This is a genomic window from Chroococcidiopsis sp. [FACHB-1243], from assembly GCF_014696895.1.
GTDB lineage: Bacteria > Cyanobacteriota > Cyanobacteriia > Cyanobacteriales > Chroococcidiopsidaceae > Chroococcidiopsis.
The window spans coordinates 19,334-37,319 of sequence record NZ_JACJQX010000052.1 but is presented as its reverse complement, the minus strand read 5'-3'; the positions used below and the strand labels follow the sequence as shown (position 1 = coordinate 37,319).

General features: G+C 42.8%; 19 protein-coding genes. 9 read left to right on the top strand and 10 right to left on the bottom strand.

Annotated elements, in window-relative coordinates; translation table 11 throughout:
* Window positions 1-571 precede the first annotated feature (571 nt).
* The 5 genes from H6G17_RS27785 to H6G17_RS27765 all read left to right on the top strand — a co-directional run bounded on the left by H6G17_RS27785 (window position 572) and on the right by H6G17_RS27765 (window position 5,995).
* Window positions 572-2,692 carry a hybrid sensor histidine kinase/response regulator gene (locus H6G17_RS27785; protein WP_192161794.1) on the top strand — a complete coding sequence of 707 codons (2,121 nt, stop codon included), beginning with the start codon at window positions 572-574 and terminating at the stop codon, window positions 2,690-2,692.
* A 64-nt stretch (window positions 2,693-2,756) separates the two neighbouring features.
* Window positions 2,757-3,203: a response regulator gene (locus tag H6G17_RS27780; RefSeq protein WP_192161798.1), complete on the top strand. Its 447-nt coding sequence runs from the start codon at window positions 2,757-2,759 to the stop codon at window positions 3,201-3,203.
* Between the two features lie 157 nt (window positions 3,204-3,360).
* Window positions 3,361-4,407: an adenosine deaminase gene (locus H6G17_RS27775; protein WP_192161793.1), complete on the top strand. Its 1,047-nt coding sequence runs from the start codon at window positions 3,361-3,363 to the stop codon at window positions 4,405-4,407.
* Window positions 4,408-4,523: 116 nt separating this feature from the next.
* Entirely contained in the window at window positions 4,524-5,402 is an 879-nt protein-coding gene (locus H6G17_RS27770) for an SMP-30/gluconolactonase/LRE family protein (RefSeq protein ID WP_192161792.1), read from the top strand.
* Between the two features lie 8 nt (window positions 5,403-5,410).
* Window positions 5,411-5,995, top strand: coding sequence for a GNAT family N-acetyltransferase (locus tag H6G17_RS27765; protein ID WP_242038624.1), 585 nt, complete (start codon window positions 5,411-5,413; stop codon window positions 5,993-5,995).
* A 103-nt stretch (window positions 5,996-6,098) separates the two neighbouring features.
* Here H6G17_RS27765 and H6G17_RS27760 read toward each other — a convergent pair whose 3' ends face one another.
* The 5 genes from H6G17_RS27760 to H6G17_RS27740 form a co-directional block, all read right to left on the bottom strand.
* Window positions 6,099-6,725, bottom strand: a complete 627-nt coding sequence (locus H6G17_RS27760) for a class I SAM-dependent methyltransferase (RefSeq protein WP_192161790.1) — start codon at window positions 6,723-6,725, stop codon at window positions 6,099-6,101.
* Between the two features lie 229 nt (window positions 6,726-6,954).
* Window positions 6,955-7,383: a hypothetical protein gene (locus tag H6G17_RS27755; RefSeq protein WP_192161789.1), complete on the bottom strand. Its 429-nt coding sequence runs from the start codon at window positions 7,381-7,383 to the stop codon at window positions 6,955-6,957.
* Between the two features lie 124 nt (window positions 7,384-7,507).
* Window positions 7,508-7,768 (bottom strand): hypothetical protein, encoded by a 261-nt coding sequence (locus H6G17_RS27750; RefSeq protein WP_192161788.1) that lies wholly within the window; start codon window positions 7,766-7,768, stop codon window positions 7,508-7,510.
* Between the two features lie 228 nt (window positions 7,769-7,996).
* Window positions 7,997-8,164, bottom strand: a complete 168-nt coding sequence (locus tag H6G17_RS27745; RefSeq protein WP_192161787.1) for a hypothetical protein — start codon at window positions 8,162-8,164, stop codon at window positions 7,997-7,999.
* Window positions 8,165-8,200: 36 nt separating this feature from the next.
* Complete coding sequence (locus H6G17_RS27740; RefSeq protein WP_199317048.1) at window positions 8,201-8,488, bottom strand: hypothetical protein; 288 nt, start codon at window positions 8,486-8,488, stop codon at window positions 8,201-8,203.
* 186 nt (window positions 8,489-8,674) lie between these two features.
* Between H6G17_RS27740 and H6G17_RS27735 the strand changes: the two genes are divergently transcribed.
* Window positions 8,675-9,601: a LysR family transcriptional regulator gene (locus tag H6G17_RS27735; RefSeq protein ID WP_192161796.1), complete on the top strand. Its 927-nt coding sequence runs from the start codon at window positions 8,675-8,677 to the stop codon at window positions 9,599-9,601.
* A 7-nt stretch (window positions 9,602-9,608) separates the two neighbouring features.
* On the opposite strand, the gene H6G17_RS27730 is transcribed toward H6G17_RS27735, so the two are convergent.
* The 3 genes from H6G17_RS27730 to H6G17_RS27720 all read right to left on the bottom strand — a co-directional run bounded on the left by H6G17_RS27730 (window position 9,609) and on the right by H6G17_RS27720 (window position 12,093).
* Window positions 9,609-10,904, bottom strand: coding sequence for a glutamate-cysteine ligase family protein (locus tag H6G17_RS27730; RefSeq protein ID WP_192161786.1), 1,296 nt, complete (start codon window positions 10,902-10,904; stop codon window positions 9,609-9,611).
* 143 nt (window positions 10,905-11,047) lie between these two features.
* Window positions 11,048-11,260: a hypothetical protein gene (locus H6G17_RS27725; protein ID WP_192161785.1), complete on the bottom strand. Its 213-nt coding sequence runs from the start codon at window positions 11,258-11,260 to the stop codon at window positions 11,048-11,050.
* A gap of 140 nt (window positions 11,261-11,400) precedes the next feature.
* Entirely contained in the window at window positions 11,401-12,093 is a 693-nt protein-coding gene (locus tag H6G17_RS27720) for a Coq4 family protein (RefSeq protein ID WP_192161784.1), read from the bottom strand.
* A 107-nt stretch (window positions 12,094-12,200) separates the two neighbouring features.
* Between H6G17_RS27720 and H6G17_RS27715 the strand changes: the two genes are divergently transcribed.
* Window positions 12,201-12,839 (top strand): TetR/AcrR family transcriptional regulator, encoded by a 639-nt coding sequence (locus tag H6G17_RS27715; RefSeq protein WP_192161783.1) that lies wholly within the window; start codon window positions 12,201-12,203, stop codon window positions 12,837-12,839.
* A 189-nt stretch (window positions 12,840-13,028) separates the two neighbouring features.
* Here H6G17_RS27715 and H6G17_RS27710 read toward each other — a convergent pair whose 3' ends face one another.
* Window positions 13,029-13,937: a DUF1338 domain-containing protein gene (locus H6G17_RS27710; protein ID WP_192161782.1), complete on the bottom strand. Its 909-nt coding sequence runs from the start codon at window positions 13,935-13,937 to the stop codon at window positions 13,029-13,031.
* Between the two features lie 48 nt (window positions 13,938-13,985).
* Window positions 13,986-15,209 carry an RNA-guided endonuclease TnpB family protein gene (locus H6G17_RS27705; protein WP_192161781.1) on the bottom strand — a complete coding sequence of 408 codons (1,224 nt, stop codon included), beginning with the start codon at window positions 15,207-15,209 and terminating at the stop codon, window positions 13,986-13,988.
* A 553-nt stretch (window positions 15,210-15,762) separates the two neighbouring features.
* On the opposite strand from H6G17_RS27705, the gene H6G17_RS27700 reads away from it, so the two are divergent.
* The gene (locus tag H6G17_RS27700) at window positions 15,763-17,325 is read left to right on the top strand and encodes an NAD(P)/FAD-dependent oxidoreductase (protein WP_192161780.1); all 1,563 of its coding nucleotides are present in this window, start codon (window positions 15,763-15,765) and stop codon (window positions 17,323-17,325) included.
* 189 nt (window positions 17,326-17,514) lie between these two features.
* Window positions 17,515-17,970: a hypothetical protein gene (locus H6G17_RS27695; protein ID WP_192161779.1), complete on the top strand. Its 456-nt coding sequence runs from the start codon at window positions 17,515-17,517 to the stop codon at window positions 17,968-17,970.
* The last annotated feature ends 16 nt before the right edge of the window (window positions 17,971-17,986 follow it).

Here is a 17,986-nt window from a genome sequence, read left to right as displayed (position 1 = left end):
ATCTCTGCTCGATCTTTGACTTTTTGTGGTACATCCGCAGTTCTCAAGTTTAATAGAGTTTTGTCTTGCTCACGAGTCAGAAATACCCTTAAACGAGCGCCCATTTTACTCGCTTCCCTAATACATTTGTTCTGCGTCTTTTCCAGATTTATCTATCTTTACATAGTTTGGTTTTTTCATGACAGCTTACTTAGTAGAAAACACTGGTCTCTGCGCTGGCAAAATCTGCCGGAAGTTTTAGCGTAAAAAGTCACACTTTAATTAATTTTGAGTTAATGTTTAAAGATAAAACATTTCTTATGATTAACCAACGAATCTTTTTATACAACTTACATGGTAGCAGCTAGAGCTTTTAGATATGCTGTGAAAATGTCGAAAACAGCAAGAACGTTATTGAGATCGGCATCCGTAAATCTCGAACTTTGCTTTGTATGATTTGTTAAATCAGACAAAGGTGTTGACGGAATTTGCTTGGCAGCGATCGCGTTTAATGGTATTTAAATGCTAAAACTAATCTGTTTGCTAGCAAGCTATTACTAGAGGGTCTTGCATCTATTTTGAGGGAGCTTCCATGGCTAAGCCCAGTCAATCCTCATTTCGTCGTATCTTACTTGCAAGAATACTGCTGCTGACCGTACCAGTATTGTTAATTGGCGAAGCGGTGACTTTCAGGAAAGCACGTTCTAGCTTGCTAGAAACTGCGCGCTGGAATTTAACTGAAAGTGCGGTGAACAAGGGAGAAAATATCAGCAACGCGATCGCGGCATTGAAATCAAACCTGCTGCTGGCAAGTCAAACCACCGTCATCCGAACTGGTTCGCCTGCACAGGCTCGGGAGTTTCTTCAACAGTTAGCGTCAACGCTGCCAAATACTCAGTGCTTGCAGGTGACTGAGATCGGCACAGGTAATTTGGTAGCCAGTACTTGTGGTAATACTCGAATTGCTTCTGCTAAAGCCGATCCCGCTTGGCAACAGCAGCAAAATCAAAAAATCTCGCCTTTGATTCGCGTCCAGCCACTAGTGGAAATTGACGGGCGGCGATCGCTACAGCTATCCGCATCGCTAGATCCTCAACGCTCTCTAGGACAACTACAATTAGTTTTATCGGCTCCCGTGTACAACAGTAGCGGGCGATTGACCTACAGCCTCAACGTATTATCGGCACTGTACAAAAGAGAACGAGATCGACCAGGATTGCTGGCTGGCTCCACCGTCGTGATCGATCGCAACGGCACGATCTTAGCCCACCCAATCGCTAACCGTATTGGACGCAACGTCGCGCAAGAGCAAGATGCAGGACAACTACAACATCTGCTCAAAAATGCGATCGCCGGACGCACGCGCCAAGATTTTATCCACTTGTCGTTCGATCGCAACGGTCCCGATTTGCTAGCGGGCTATAACGTCATTCCCAGTCCGATCGATCGAGCCAACGGATACTGGCTGATTTTAGCCGTTACCCGTCTGGATCATGCCCTGTACGGACTGCAAGAAATTAAAGTTATCCTTGTCGTACTGACCATCGGTTTGTTAGTAGCGACCTTAATCGCCGCACTACATATCATTCGTGATTTAGCAAGACCTTTAGAAAGACTACGGGACTACGCCCTCAACCTCCAAAGCCACCACGCTGCCGAGAGAGTCCCGCACAATTTCAAAGTACGCGAGGTAGAACAGCTAGCAGAAGCCTTGGAAGAAATGCTAGGACGGCTAAATGCTTCGGCAGCAGAATTAGAAACCGCTTGGCAAGAAGCCCAAACTTCCAACCAGATGAAAAGTGAATTCTTAGCCAATACCTCCCACGAGTTACGCACCCCTCTCAATGCCATCATCGGATGTATTCGCCTCGTCCGCGATGGCTGCTGCGACGATCGCACCGAAGAACTAGAGTTTTTGGCACGGGCTGATGAGGCAGCAATTCACTTATTAGGCATTATTAACGATTTGCTCGACATTGCCAGAATTGAAGCTGGTAAACTCTCAGTCGTCACGGAAGCGCTCGATTTAAGGCAAGTATCACGAGAAGCGATAGACCTACAAAAGGTACAAATCCAACAAAAAGGGCTGCAACTGATCGCTACAGAGTGGCAAGAACCGCTGCTAGTTCATGCCGATGCTGCCAAACTTAAGCAAGTGCTGATCAATGTTATAGGTAACGCTGTCAAGTTCACCGATCGCGGCAGCATCAGCATCAAACTAGAAATTACTGCCCAACCCGTACAAGATGGCAGTACTACATTTTGGGTCACTGTGGCTGTAGAGGATACGGGACTGGGAATCGATCCGGCTCAGCAACACAAGCTCTTTCGTCCCTTCGCCATGGTAGATGGTACTACTACCCGCAAGCTAGGCGGAACTGGCTTAGGATTGGCAATTTCCCGCAATTTAATTGAATTAATGGGGGGTCGCATTGCCCTCAGTAGCCCTGGTATCGGTTTAGGGACTACTGTAGAAATTAGCTTACCATTAGTCGATCCTTTGCCGTCTCCTCCCAGCCTGGAGACGCAGCTATCAGAGCGATCGCACTCCACCAACGACAACAATTTTGATTTAAACGAACAGAGAGCTTTACTGGAGGATGACTTGAGAGAGAGAATTATCGAAGAATCTAAAAGACTAGACTCCATTAGCTCCGTCAAAAGTATAAAAGTTGAGGAAAACATTAACGGTAGTGGCGTGACTTGTCTTTGACCGATAACTTTGTAGAGAGGTTACCTGTAACCTCTCTACAAAGTTATCAGTTGTTAATTTGTGAATTCTGGTAAATTCTACTGTGCTATTTGTACCAATTGAGATTTTGTTGGTAGAGAATAACTCTGGTGACGTGCAGTTGACTAAATTGGCTTTAGAAGAAAGCAAAATGTCTGTAAACTTGCACGTAGTTGAGGACGGTGTAGAAGCATTAGCATTCTTGCGAAAAGAGGAAAAGTATGCTAAAGAAAAACTTCCAGATATAATCTTGCTCGATCTCAATCTGCCTAAAAAGGATGGGCGAGAAGTACTAGCAGAGATTAAAGCAGACCCCAACCTCAAGCGCATTCCTGCGATCGTACTGACAGCTTCTCAAGCTGAGACAGATATACTCAACGCCTACAATCTCAACGCCAATTGTTACATTACTAAGCCAGTTGGCTTTGACCGCTTTGTCAAAATCGTGCAGTCGATTGAAAACTTTTGGTTCACCATCGTGACGCTGCCGTAAACCCTGCACGGTCAACTATCAGTGGCTAGTAATTGCAGCTTACGACTTACGACTTACGACTTCTTTCTAGTATTCCAGCAAACTTCCGACTGCTGGACAAAATTGCTATCTTTGATAATAACCATAGATATTGTTAAGAATAATTAAGAGAGGTATTGTGGCTCTATACGCTGAATTGCACCGCCACTTGGGGGGTTCGGTCGTGCCTCGCGTACTCTGGCGCTATTTCCAGCGTCACGCTGACGACAAAATCGAGCGGTTTGCTGACTATGCTGCGTTTGAAGATTTCTATACCCGTCCCCGCAACACGTTGGACGAGTATTTAGAATTGCACACTTTAGTTGAGAGCGTGCAAACAATTGAGACTTTGCCTTACTTTGTCTATCGCTTGATTCGTGGGGCGTATATTTTTGAAAATTTGGCGTACTTAGAAATTCGCTACACGCCATATTTACGCACGTCGGAGCATTTAACTCAATCCCAACGGATCGAACAGATGGCGGAGATTGTTGACGTGGTAGGCAAAGCAAGCCAACTTTCCGAATATCCGATTGTCACTAGCCAAATTTTGTGTATGCATTCGCGGCTACCCTATGAGGTAAATCGGGCAATTGTGGACTTGGCTGCCCAAAAACGAGAGTATGTCTGTGCTGTGGATGTCGCTGGTGGCGATGGACATTATGCAGAACGCCTAGAAGAGTTCGTGCAATTGTATGCCTACGCGCGATCGCTTGGTTTAAATACCACGGGACACTTATATGAAACTTCCGCAGGTTGTTATCCCGAAGTGTTGCCCTATCTGATGCGGATCGGTCACGGTATCCAAATTCCCCTGCTGCATCCCGAACTGTTACCAGATTTAGCCAGCAGGCAGCAATGTTTAGAGGTTTGCCCTACAACTTATTTAAAGACGGGAACCCTACAGGATATGCGCCAGTTGAAGTTGGTATTCGATCGTTGTTTGGATGCTGGGGTAGATATTGCCATCTGCACGGATAACGCCGGATTGCACAATGTCCGGTTGCCATTTGAGTATGAAAATCTGCTGACGTTGGATATTATTGACTTTGACGAATTGCAAGCTTGTCAAGATGCAGCCTTCCGCCATGCTTTTGCTTGGCCCTATGGCGATCGCCCAGCGTCTTTACTCAATGGATTGCTCAAGCCATCATTACCAACTGGGGTGCTGGCAATGCAAGATTAAGATTGGTAGATGGTAATTGGTAATTGGTAGTTGGTAGATGGTAGTTGATAAGTAGGTGGAGTTTTATGTCTAGCCACTAGTCACTACTCTCTACTTACTACTCGCTACTCTCTAATATGAACGCTAATAACCAAAATACTGAAATTTCAGGCATATTAGCAGCCAATACCGAACCGATCGAACTTGCTGATGGAATGCTTTTTGGCGAAGGACCAGTTTGGGACAAGCAGCATCAACAACTCATTTTTAGCGATACTGGGGCAGACGAACATAAATCTTGGAGTGAAACTCAAGGGTTGCAAACTTACCGCAAACCCAGTTATCAGCCAAATGGCAATGTGCTTGATTCTGTGGGTAATCTTTATACTTGCGAACACGAAACGCGGGCAATAAGTATTACAGATAAAGACGATCGCCGGACAATTTTATGCGATCGCTTTCAAGGTCAGCGGTTCAATTCACCAAATGACTTGGAAATTAAATCGGATGGGACGATCTGGTTTACCGATCCACCTTATGGTTTGGGTGATAGAACTCAGGAAATTGACTTTAATGGCATATTTCGCTACGTTCCGAAAACACAAGAATTAACAGTAGTTATTCAAGATTTGAGTATGCCAAATGGCATTGCTTTTTCTCCAGATGAAACGAAGCTATATGTAGGTAACTCAGCGGCAGGCGATCGCTATATTTGGGTTTTTCCAGTTAACTCAGATGGGACTCTTTGTGCTGGAGAAAAGCTTTGTCAAATTGATAACAATGATTGGGGAGCTGATGGTGTTGACGTAGATGCTAATGGCAATATTTATGCAGGTTGCGGCGATGGAGTTCACATTTTTTCTCCTACAGGTTTACTACTAGGTAAAATTTTGACCCCGAGCGCCATTTCTAATTTTGCCTTTGGTGGGGAAGACGGTAAGACTTTATTTATGACGAGCGAACACGCCTTGTACCAAATTGAATTATTAGTTGCAGGTGCAGTGCGGCGATGGTGAAATTTCTGATGAAAGTTTTTTTGGAAACTCCTAGACTAGTTCTCCGCCAATTTACGTTGGATGATGCGCAAAACTTATTAGATTTAGATAGCGACGTTGAAGTTATTCGTTATGTAGATCTAGGTATCATCAAAGGTGGTGAGCCTCTAGAGAAAAGTTATGAAAAATATCAAAACAATCTCTTACCAAAGTGGATGCAATATTATCAACAATATCCAGGTTATGGATTTTGGGTGGCAATTGAAAAATCGAGTCAAGAATTCATCGGTTGGTTTCATTTACGACCAGCATTAGATAGTCAATTTAATGTTAGTTCAAAATTATTTCATGCTGATGAAATCGAATTGGGTTATCGTTTGAGTCGAGTTTCTTGGGGTAAAGGCTACGCCACTGAAGGTTCTCGTACCCTCGTCTCAAAAGGCTTTGCCGAATTAGAGACTCAGTGCATCGTATCTTCTGCACTGGCAGAAAATCGAGCTTCTACCCGGGTGATGGAAAAAGCAGGGTTAAAGTTTGAATTAAAGTACGTTCACCCAGAAATTGATCGCGAGGTGGTGAAGTATAGTTTGAGAAATCCTCATAAAAATTGGTAGGTGTATATAAAATTGGTAGGGGCGCAAAATTAGGTAGGGGCGCACAACTGTGCGCCCCTACTTTACGAAATCCTAATTTTTGCAGCGTGTAACGCCATTAAATTTAACCATCACCTAAATTCTTAGGAATTTCTTTAGGAACTACCCAGTAATAAATTGTAGAACCGCCTGGAGTCTGCAAAGTTTTTTCTGGTTTCCAATCGCCCATATCAAAAGCATGAGACACGATACGAGTCCCTGGTTTGAGCTGTTTAAATAGCTGCGGTCTGAGCTTAACATTAAGTTCGGGCAACAAATAAAGCGTTACGACAGTTGCATCGCTAAAGTCGCTCTTAAATAGGTCTTGATTGAGAAACGTCACGCGGTCTGTTACGCCTGCCTTTTTAGCGTTTTCCTTTGCTTCTTTAATCCGTTCTGGGTTGATGTCTATCCCAACTGCCTTTTTCACTTGATATTTTTGTACAGCAGTAATTGGGATGCGTCCGTCGCCACTACCAAGGTCGTAGAGCGTATCATTTTTAGTCACCTTAGCAACTTTGAGCATCTCGTCTACTGTCTCTTGGGGTGTAGGTACGTAGACGACATCTGGTTCGCGTAGTGGCGCTTGCGTATCTTGGGCAATTGTTTGAGTTTGAGCGTTAGTTTGGGTAGTGAGACTGTAACCAGTTATTCCGAAGCCAACTATACCAATGCAGGCGATCGGTAGTAGGAACAAGCGTTGTCGGCGCATTATTTTCCTTTCCTGTAGCCGTTTCCGTATAACATGATGCCATGTTATGAGTCGTAAGTCGTAAGTCGTAAGTCGCAATTAAGGGAGTAGGAAGCAGGGAGAATTCGGAATAAACGCTGACGCTACACTACGTGAACGGAATTCGGAATTCACGCATTCAAAATTTACCACTCGCAAGAGCGCAAGAGCGCCTTTCACCAATTACCAACTACCAATTACCAATTACCAACTACCACCCATCAATCAAATAAGTACGCCAAGATTGAATTTGATCTTCATCAGTAGTTTGAGGAATTGCTAAACGCCAGGTTTTCCCCTCTTTCTGAAGTTGTAAGTAGACCTCGAATGGATTATTGTCTTGTGTTATCCGTCGTTGAGAGATTTGTAAGGTGCGATCGTAAGTTCCGATAATTCGATATGCTAGTAAGCTACCGATTTTGAGTTGTTGCTGTTCTTGTATTCGCAGGCGATCGATTTCTAGTTTAAGTGGGGTAGATAGTTGGAGTTTTTGGCTTATTTGTTGTTGTAATTGAAATAATTGAACCGCTAAAGCTTTTTGCACTAGTTGATTGTTCGGGACTACGATTGGAGTGCTGCTACATGCTGTCAGAAATATTAGCAAGATTCCGATTAAAACAAGCGGTAATTTTCGGCACATAAAACTTGCATTCGTGGGCGACAAGAGACAGCAACTCAATTTAACTCTAGGTGTATGGAACTTTCTAGAGTTAGTATAAACTGTGGATGACTCTATCGAGTAGTCAATTTATCGCTTTATTAGTTCAATTCTTTTTGTATTTACTTCTAGGTGCAATCCTCAGTAAAAAATTATCCACTTCTACTAAAAAATCTCCGGCTGAACCACGCTTTACGTTTTCTTGAGCGTCATCTTGTTCTGCTGCTACAATCTCCCGTAAAAGTTGCGATCGCTGTTGTTGTAAGAGTCTTTTTTGTGTAATTTCTAGCAACACTGCTAGCTCGTCGATTGATAAAGCTTCTACAGTTTCGATCGCCTGCTGCAATTGAGAAGTATTAATTGCCATAAGTACAGATGAACTACCAACTTTATTCAGTATATTCTCAAGTCTAATATATAGAATGTTGTAGTAGCATCGTACAGAAATCGCTCGATGGTTTTAGCTGAGCCAATTTGTCATGAGATCGAGCTTGATAATTTTTCTAGAAATTCTCGATTGCGTGGGTGACGCTTGTAGGGACGCACACCTGTGCGCCCCTATAGATCGTCTGTTTTACCTAATTGAAAAATGCTTTTATTGTCCTCTCATTCTAGCTTTGTACTCTGCATAATAGTTACTGAATTTCCAGAATTCGACAATTAGATGCCGCACGGAATAATAGCTTTTTTTAGCAATATTGTAGGCTTGCTGTTTATAGCTAACGGGAGTGCGATCGCCATGTTGATAAGAAGTGTCTCTCATGTTGTTCTCCTAAATTAATTACAGTTTTTGACAAAATTAGCGGTAATATCTTTGCTCGATCCAAGAACGCATTTCTGCTTCAGAACCAAAGCTTGTTGACTCATTTGTATTTGGATCGAATGCTTGCCACCATGTATTGCCTTGGCGGTCACGACGTTGCTTTACTTGTAGTTCGTTGCCTTGAAATAACCAAGCAAATAAGTGCTGAAAAAGTTTGGAAACCTTGGCATAGTCGTTTGGCTTTGCCACAATAAATTTAGTTTGAGATTTACGGTCAGTTGTTTCATTTCCACGGGGAATTAAGTAATCGCAATTAGCTTTCATAGTTCAAGGTAATTGAAAGTAAAAATAAGTCTTTTTTTGCGGCACAAATCTAATCTAACAACTACTAATTCTGATGACAAAGCAATCTATGCATAGTTGTATGAATAAAATCGATAGCTCGAAAATAAGGTAAGTTATGAATGGGTGGCATTGAGCCAAATTCATCCATCATTTATCGTTGGAGTCATGCTTGAGCTTAACAATAGTCAGATCAAACTCTCCCAACTGCGAGCATTATTGGCAGTAGCCGAATATGGTAATTTTAGTGAAGCGGCTTTACGCTTGGACTTGTCTCAATCAGCAGTCAGCCACGCGATCGCATCATTAGAAGACGAATTAGGCATCTTATTATTCTCTCGCGGTCGGCAAGGCGCATCTCCCACACCTGTAGGAGAACAGGTCATCGGTTATGCTGAAAAAATCTTGCAGCTATTGGAAGAGATGGTTGCAGCAGCCAGATCGGAAAAAAGCTTGCAGAGTGGTAGCGTCAGAGTTGCTTGTATACGGAGTGCAGCTACCCATATCTTACCGTCTGCGATCGCCCAATTTCGCCGTCGTAGTCCAGGAATTGCGATCGACATTTTAGAATATTTCGACCACTTGGACGTAGAAAAAGCTTTGCGGGAAGGTCAAGCTGATGTAGGCTTTACCCACCTCCCTACCAGTGCGGAATTTGAGACTTGGGAAATTTTGCGGGATGAATATGTCGCTCTACTACCACCATCTGCTAATTTGCGGCAGAATCAGTGTACTTGGGAAGAATTATTTGCTTATCCTTTAATCGTTCCTAGTACCAATAATGCGTGTTTTACCACGCTTCGCAACCACCTGCTAAGCGCAAGTATTCGGATCGATAATCAGGTTGCTTACCAAGTTAACGAAGACTCTACTGTTGTCAGCATGGTATTACAAGGTTTAGGCGCAACAATTATGCCACGGCTAGCAGCAGAACCAATCCCATCAGCCGTACATGCGTGTAGTTTGCCAGTACCATTAGAAAGAACCATTGGAGTAGCTGTGCTAGCAAATACGCTGCTAACTCCAGCGGTATTTACTTTTTTAGACGTGTTGCGGGGTGTTAAATCACCTCACCATTTATCAGTGACTAGTTAATTCCAACTTACGACTTACGACTTACAGCTGCAACTTGTTGTTCTAACTTATCGCACGACTGACGTACAAGTCTCAGTCCTTCATCTGGAGAAATTTCGCCTGTAGCAGGGTGGAATTCTTGTAACAGTTCTGCTTCTGTAGTTTGATATTCACCGAGATCGGAACGAAATTTAGTTAATAAATTGATATTTTCACCGTCTTGTGTCGCAAATTCAAAGATGGAATTGAGATAATCTTTAACTTCGCGATTTTTCACTCCTTCGGTTACAGATGCATAGAGTAGATCGTTATCTAAATATTCAAATTCTGGCACGTACAAGCGATCGCCATTTAATTGAAAAGTCTTGACTCCTGCTTTTGGTCTGACGGTTAAATTCTCGCGTCTGACTCTGGCGGCGGCGTTACTCACTAATGTTGCGATCGCCAATATGCGATCGGGATAGTTACTATCTGTACCGCGTAATTCGATCGTTCCGATTTTATTGAGTCGGACGCGATTCCATGCCGTTTTTAACATGCTACCTCCCGCCTCAAAAAACAGGTGGCGTTCTACTCCAGCACGATCCATCGCTTCCAACCAAGCATGATAGCGCCCAAACTGCAACTCTACCAATTCTTCTACGCTATGGACGTAAGGCTGAAGTCCTCCCACGGCTTGTAGATTGGTGTAAACTCCCTCCCAGCCGAAAACATCTCGTCCTCGGTAATGTACGGTATGCGCTGAAACATTCATTCCCCTTCCTTCGTAAAACGGACAAGCGCGAGAAAGCGCGATCAGTGCAGCATCGAACGCTGTCGCTAGATTGAAGAGATTCAAGATTTCTGCTTTGGCTGCTGGAGTAGCGTCGTAAGATACTCCTATACGCGGATCGATCGCCCCTGGTGCTACTTCTAAATGTATGTGCGTACCCGTACACCTGCCTGCATGTAAGAAGCGATCGTACCCCACCGTACGCAGTTGAACGTGATACCACAGCTTATTACGAATTATCGGCATGACATGCAAGGGATAAGTAGACAAGGGATAGAGTCTCAAATCCAATTCTTGCCCCGCCTGGAGTGCTATTTGCAAATTACTGAAATACTCTTGAGCGAGTTCAGTAACTGAATTGACCGGGTTTGTATTAATTTCAACAATATGCTTAACCCATTCAGGTGCAAAACAATCTGGATTGCTGCCTTTTTCAGTTGCGATCGCCTGACAGCGCGATAAAAACTCATCGGCACGATGAGAAATTGCCCCAGTTCGATCGACGAGGAAAAACTCTTGTTCAAATCCAAGCCGCCGCTTTGCTTCTGTCATGGCTAAAATCTCTACAATTTAGTTTTTCACCTCTACTGCAATGATTTCACGCTCGCCGATAATTGAAAGTATCTAAAAGATAGACTTTGACTTCCGAGCTAAAATATCTCTCTTAAGGCTTAAATTTAACGCTCTCAATGATGTTAAGCCCAATATTCCGGCTGGCAAAGATCGATCGCCAGTGCGATTAAATTGGCAAAATCAATCTTGATAACTAACATCCAAAAACGTAGATGTTCTCGCTGTCTTTGGCTACTTTTGAAAAATATAATTCGCCAAATCGTAGCAGCTAGGGGTAGCCAGGGATACATTTTTCTCAGCAGTCGGAACCACAGGGGACAAAATTGGTTTGACATTGGTGTGATTGAGAAGTCAAAAGTCAGAAGTCGAAAACTATGCACGATCTTCTTGTCTTTGCGTCTTTGCGTCTTTGCGTAACACAAAATCTTACTTTGAACGCAACTTGGTATCACCATCGCATAATATCGAACGTTCGTTATGAAAAAGGGGCTGCAAAAGCGATCGCCTGTACGTTTAATTCCTGTCGCCACTGCGATACAGGTTTTTCCCAAGCCTCTTCCCATTTTTGAGCAAGAAAGGGTTTTGCATACATACCCATTTTCCAACCTTGAGCGATGGTTTGGAGTAGTTGGGGTAGTTCCTCTGGATGCATCAGCGTGGTACTAACTAAAGCATTGGCAATCAACATACCAGCCAAAGGCAACCGAAATTGTGCCAAGTAGAATGCTTGCAAACCAATTTCAGCAATTTCTGACGTACCAAAACCTGTAATAACGTGCCAAATATCGTGAGTCTGCTGCCAACGATATTCGATGTAGCTGGTATCGGTATTTATTTGCACTTCGGGATCGATGCGATCGAATCCTTGTTGTTTCAAACTAGAAGCGTAGGCATAGCCAAGAGAATCTTGAGGATATTGCAATAGCGCGTCAAGATCGTGAGCTGGAGCAATGTAGCGTTCTTTTAACATTGCTGCTACTTCTGGATTTGCCTTCATTGCCTCTGCTGCTAACTCAAAAGCACGACTGTGTATCAAGCAGTGGCTTAATTCATCAACAGTATCTAAATTTTCTGGCTCGAAAAGTAGGAAGAAGAAGGCTTTCATTGCCTTGAGAAATCGAAGGTGATGCGAAATAGTTTTCCAGGCTTGAGAACTGAGGGATTGCATAGTTGTATCTCCTTGTGGAGACGTTAGCTGTAACGCCTCTACGGTAAAATATGAATAATGTTCATTTTTATAAAATACGAACATCGTTCATATTTTGTCAAGTATAGATGACAACGAATTCCCAAAAAAATGCTCAAATGCGACGAAAACCCCAGCAGGCGCGGAGTCAAGAGCGAGTCGATCGCATACTGCATGTAGCAGAGCAGATGTTTATTGAAACAGGGTATCAGGATACAACCACAAGAGCGATCGCTTCCCGTGCTGAAATTCCTGTAGGTTCGCTGTATCAGTTCTTTCCCGACAAAGCTGCAATTTTGAAAGCATTAGCAACAAAATACATAGAACAAGAACGACAGATATTTGCCGAATTACATACAGAAGAGGCGATCGCATTACCATTATCTGTATATGTAGAAAGAGTTCTCGACACATACGATCGCTTTTATACTAACAATCCTGGTTATCGAATTGTCTTCGAGCAATTATTGAAAGCAATGCCAGAAGTTCCTCTCTCAATGTATGAAGAGATGGAAATACCCCTTACCGCTGAGTTGCAAAAATTTCTAGCGCGGAGAAAACCAAGTTTAGATCCGGCGCAGTGCGAGTTAATTGCCACTATTTCTGTAGAAGTGGTAGGAACTTTACAGTGGTTATCTTTGCATCGAAATGAGGCATTTCGCACCAAGGTTGTAGGCGAGACAAAGAAATTGATCTTGAGCTATTTAAAGTTATATTTAGATGATTGAATAGGAGTCAGGAGCCAGGAGCCAGAAGTTAGGAGAAATTGAGTTGGAGATTCTAACTCCTCCTCATATTTGTGCCACCAAATCCTTGATTTGGTGGGGGTGTTACACCCTTTAAGTCAGAAGCCAGTCATACAGGAGTCATTCTGACTCCTGACTCCTGACTCCTTCTTCGATAAAATATCAAATGGCTTAAGATTGTTTCCTCGTCATTTCAAATAAATGTTGGGCATTTTGTCCTAAGAATGCATCGAATAATACTTTCTTTCCTGCTGCTTCTACTGGGTAGCGTTCGGCAATTTCATAATAAGCATAAGTCCAAGGAATTTGCATTAATTCTCCAGCCACATCATCTATGACTGTTGCCATCTCTTTCACTGCATGGGTTGCAGTCTGACGCAAACCAACTTCTAAACTACCTTCAATTTGGGCTTTCATCGGTACTCCCAAAGTAGCTAAGCCGTTAGCTGTAGTCTCTATATCTGGATATTGTAGAGTGTGCTGACGGTTGACATAGCCAGTGAAATGATTGACTGCATATCCATGTAATAATACCCAGGCTCCATATTGGGTAACTCGATTAACTTCTTCTACCACAGATTGTTTGGGAGGCGACCAAGGGCGGGTGAATACGCCTTGGAGCCGATTTATAATTAGCTCTATATCGGTTGGATTAGTTGCATTAGAGGGCATTGCCCACCCTAGAGAGGCATCGCTAACAGTTTGATAGATGAGAGATGCGATCGCCTCTGGTAATTCTTCTACAATCAATTCACTGATGAATAGTTTGGGTAGATCGAACTGTTCCTGTTCTGGATGTTGATAGTGGCGAGCATATAAATTTTGGGCTGGAAAAATATATTCTCCCGCTGCCTTGTATCCTAAAGTTTCGGCAACACTAGCTAAATACTCAATGCCTAAATTTTGTCTTCCTTCAGATGTATCAATATTTAACCGCAGCGAACGAAAAGCAATATGGTCGTTGGCAACCGTACCACCTGCTTGTAAGATCATTTGTTCGTAAACTTGAGCGTAGCTGACTCTAGCACGGTATTGTTGCCAGAGTCGATCCCAAAGATGAAGGGCAATTTCAGCTTTCATAACATCATGAAGGAAGAAGGGGATGAAGAGGTAAACTACTCCCCCCTGCTACGCCGAGCGGGGAGCTTTCAATAGCCCTCCAGCAGTCTTATCCAAAGGACAAGACAACCAGGAACCTTTAGGCGAGTTTACTATTGTCGCCCCAAGCAGAGCAATTACCAAAGAGCCATTAGTATCTGCGTCTCCAATCCAGCCACAAGACTGATTAACGCACTTAAAATTCTTATTGGTTCTAATCCCAATATGCAGGCAACAATTGCACGTTTGCGATGTATACGCAGGAGAGATGGCTATTACTTTAACGCCTTCCTTAATCCCTTTATACTCTAGAAAAATTCGCAACTGATGAAACGCCCAAGAGTTAGATCGCCTCCGCTCTGTTTTATTCCTTGGTTGTTCATTTGTTCGTTCGCGAATCCCAGTTAAATCTTCTATTGCAACCGTGCTATTTGTTTCTTTAGCTTCGGTAATTATACTCTTACTGATATTATGATTCAGCCAAGTTTGATATCTTCTTTCACGTCCCGATAACCGTTGCAATAGTCTTCTCGCCCGACGACGAGTAGACCTTGTGCCTTGAGACGCTTTCCTTTGCAAAGAAGCTCTAACTCGACTATATTTGTCTCGGATTTGGTTTACCTGTTTTCCATCCCAGCCTTTGTCCGTAGTAGTTTTAGCAATCTCCCTGCGCCCAAAATCGACACCAATGACATTAGTTGTTTGGTTTTGTCTTGGAGCCTCAGAATTTAGCTGAATATGCACGTAGAAACAACCATCGCGGTGCAAGCAAACTTGAGCCGATGTAGGCTTTTGTCCCGCTAATTTACCTCGATGATAGTTACTAACATTTAAAGAAATTCTTGCTCTGCCTCTAATCGTGCTTAAACTAACCGTCCAATCCTTTTCTCTAAAGGTGAAAGTATCCTTATCGCAGTCAAAACTAGTTGGCTTAAAACCTTTAACAGCCGGAGTTTTCTGGGGGAAGCTTCCCCCAGAAATACTCTGACGGCTTTTGCCTTTGTGCTTTGCACTTAAGCGATTTGCTCCGACTCTAGCGCAAGCTCTAATGACATGGTTTGATACTAAGTTAAACTTGTTTTTGGCATCGCTGTATATGACTGCTTGGATAGAGTTTCTATTAGTTAAAGTTGATTTGACAGAAGAATTTATGAATTCACAGCATGACGCGAACTCGGTTGCAGTATCCTTGAGTTTGGCATACTGTTCTGGAGTCGGTTGAAGTCTTACAACTAGCGTCAGTACTTGATTCATGAGAACAATATTGCCACTAGTGTGAGTCAAGGTCAATAGTCAACTTCGGGGGTTAGATACCCCCGAAGTTGACTGCTATCCCCCTACCCCTTATCTCCACTTCGTTCCGATTGAAGGGGTGCAAGAGCGCGCTTCAGGTGGGCATTGCCCACCCTGCTGACTGATAACTTTGTACAGACGTTACATGTAACGTCTCTACACTGACAACTATTTCCTCACAAGTTCCTCAAATTCTATTTCTATATTAAATATCAAGTCATCTGAGTCATCTGTGAATGACGGTAGTGTGACTGGTAGATGCTACGCCTTTGCGCTGATATAGTTCCGCACGTTCTATGGTGGTGAGTGCGGAACTTTTTTATAATTAGTCATTTATCATTTGTCATTTGTTATGGTGAGAGTAAGAGGCAAATTTTGACTGTTAACTTTTAACTTTTGACTTTTAACTTGGTACATATTTGTTCAACTAACTTCATTCGGTTGAAACAAACTCACAAGATTCTCAACTTTTCTACTTAGTGTAAAAGTAGACATATTCCAGGGAGAGTCCAATATGGAAAGCTTCGATTTTGTCATTTTGGGAGCTGGACTAGGGGGACTGTCGGCTGCCGCTTGTTTGACTCGGCAAGGATATCGAGTTGTGGTTTTGGAGCAGCATTACTTAGCAGGAGGATGCTGTCATACATTTGATTATGGGGAATATAGATTTTGTGCAGACGTTCACTATATTTCCCAGTGTGGCTCGGGTCAGGCGATCGCGCAATTTCTGAATTACATCGAGCGGGATGTCCCCTTTGTTTCCCTCAATCCCAATTGCATCGATCGCGTTATTGCTCCAGAAATTGATTTTAAAATTCCTTTAGGTTGGGAAAACCTACGTCAGCGTTTGCTCTCAACTTTTCCAGAGCAAGCCACGCCAATTAATCGCTATTGTGACGAAATTAAGCAAATACACCAAGAGATTCGCAGCCTAGTTCATGAAGTCCGTTGGTACAATCGCCATCTATCAGATTGGTTGAAGTTACCCAAATATTGGAATTTATTTGTAAGGCGAAATTGGACGCTACAAGATCTCTACAATCGTGTCGGTTTGTCACCTAAACTGCAAACGATATTAGCAGGACAGAGCGGAGACTATGCTTTGCCACCCGAGGAAATTGCGCTGTTTACTCATACTTCTTTAGTATGGGATTACTCGGAAGGAGCCTATTACCCTCAGCACCACTTCAAACACTTGGTTGATGAGATTGTTGCAGCCATTACCTCTGGTGGTAGTGTCGTGCAATTTTCAACTCCTGTAGAATATATCGAAGTTGAAGACCGTCAAGTACAAAAAGTCATTGCTGGAAGTAGAACTTATCAGGCTACTCGTGCTTATATCAGCGACCTAGACCCCAAGTTAACTTTACAGTTAATGCGGGAAACTGTCGAAGAATTAAGTAACCGGGAGCGTCAACGCCTGACTGGTTATGAATATTCTGCTAGTGCTTTTAATATTTATTTAGGTTTAGATAGCCGCTTTGAGCCAGAAAAATATGGGATTGGCAATTGGAATATTTGGTATTATCCCAATGGCAATTTAAATCAAGCTTATCGCCAACAATTGCTGGGTGACTTACACCATCCTTGGATTTTTCTCTCTTGTCCTACGATGAAATCTCCAGCAGGTTGTATGGCTCCGCCAGGACATCACGTATTAGAAATTGCTACCGTGTGTCCCTACGAACCATTTAAACAGTTGCACTCAACAGATCTTAAAGCTTACAAAGCGAAAAAACGGCAATTTTATCAAGAAATGATGACGAGTGTGCGAGATTTGATTCCTGACGTGAATGCTTATACTCGGATGAAGATTTCTGGAACTCCCACCACTAGCGAATATTATCTCGGACAACCACAGGGAAACATTTACGGTGCGAAGTTAATCCCCAAGCAAGTCGGTTTGAATCGTTTAGGATATACAACTGAATTGCCAAATCTTTTCTTCGTTGGTGCTAGTGCTGGATATCCCAGTGTCCCAGGTGTCATTGGTAATGGTATGGATGTGGTTGAATTGATTACAGGTCAATCGGTCTGGAATCGAGCTGACACTTCTGAGCTGTTGATTAAAAGATAGTTTATCTCTCCTGGGTTGTTAGCTGTTAGGAGGGAGAATGGAGGCAGCGACCAGTTGTCAATGTAGAGTCGTTACATGTAACGTCTCTACTATTAGCAACGATCGGATACTAGTTACCAAGGCTTTTAATGGCGATCGCTAGTCGTTGTTGAACTGGTCATCCTAACCTCTAACCCCTAAACCCGATATATGAGCATCAGTAAGCAAGGAAAAATAATTGCTCTTTGGATAGTATTTCTATTCGGAACAGTTTTTCACACGCAGTTAGCTTTAATGCCGCTGCTTTATGGTGAAAATGTAATGATGCCTGATACTCAGGGAAAAATGCCTGCATTCGAGTCATGGTTAATGTTAGGCATGTTTGTCTTACCAGCGATCGCAATTGTAGTGACTGCATTTAATAATTCGAGACGATATAGATTCATACATTTTTGCGTGACAGTTCTGTTCACTGTCATAAATTTTATTCACATCGTCTTCGATCTATCGGTACAATCGATCGTTTGGCATCAAATTGTTTCGATTGTCTTCTTATTTGTGAATGGGTTGTTATTAAATATTGTTTCTTTACAATGGTTGCGAGAGCGAGATAAAAGTCCTAAACTTCGTAAGAAAGTGACTGTTAAAGCAGTCAAAAATTCCTAGTTGTAAAATTTGAAAA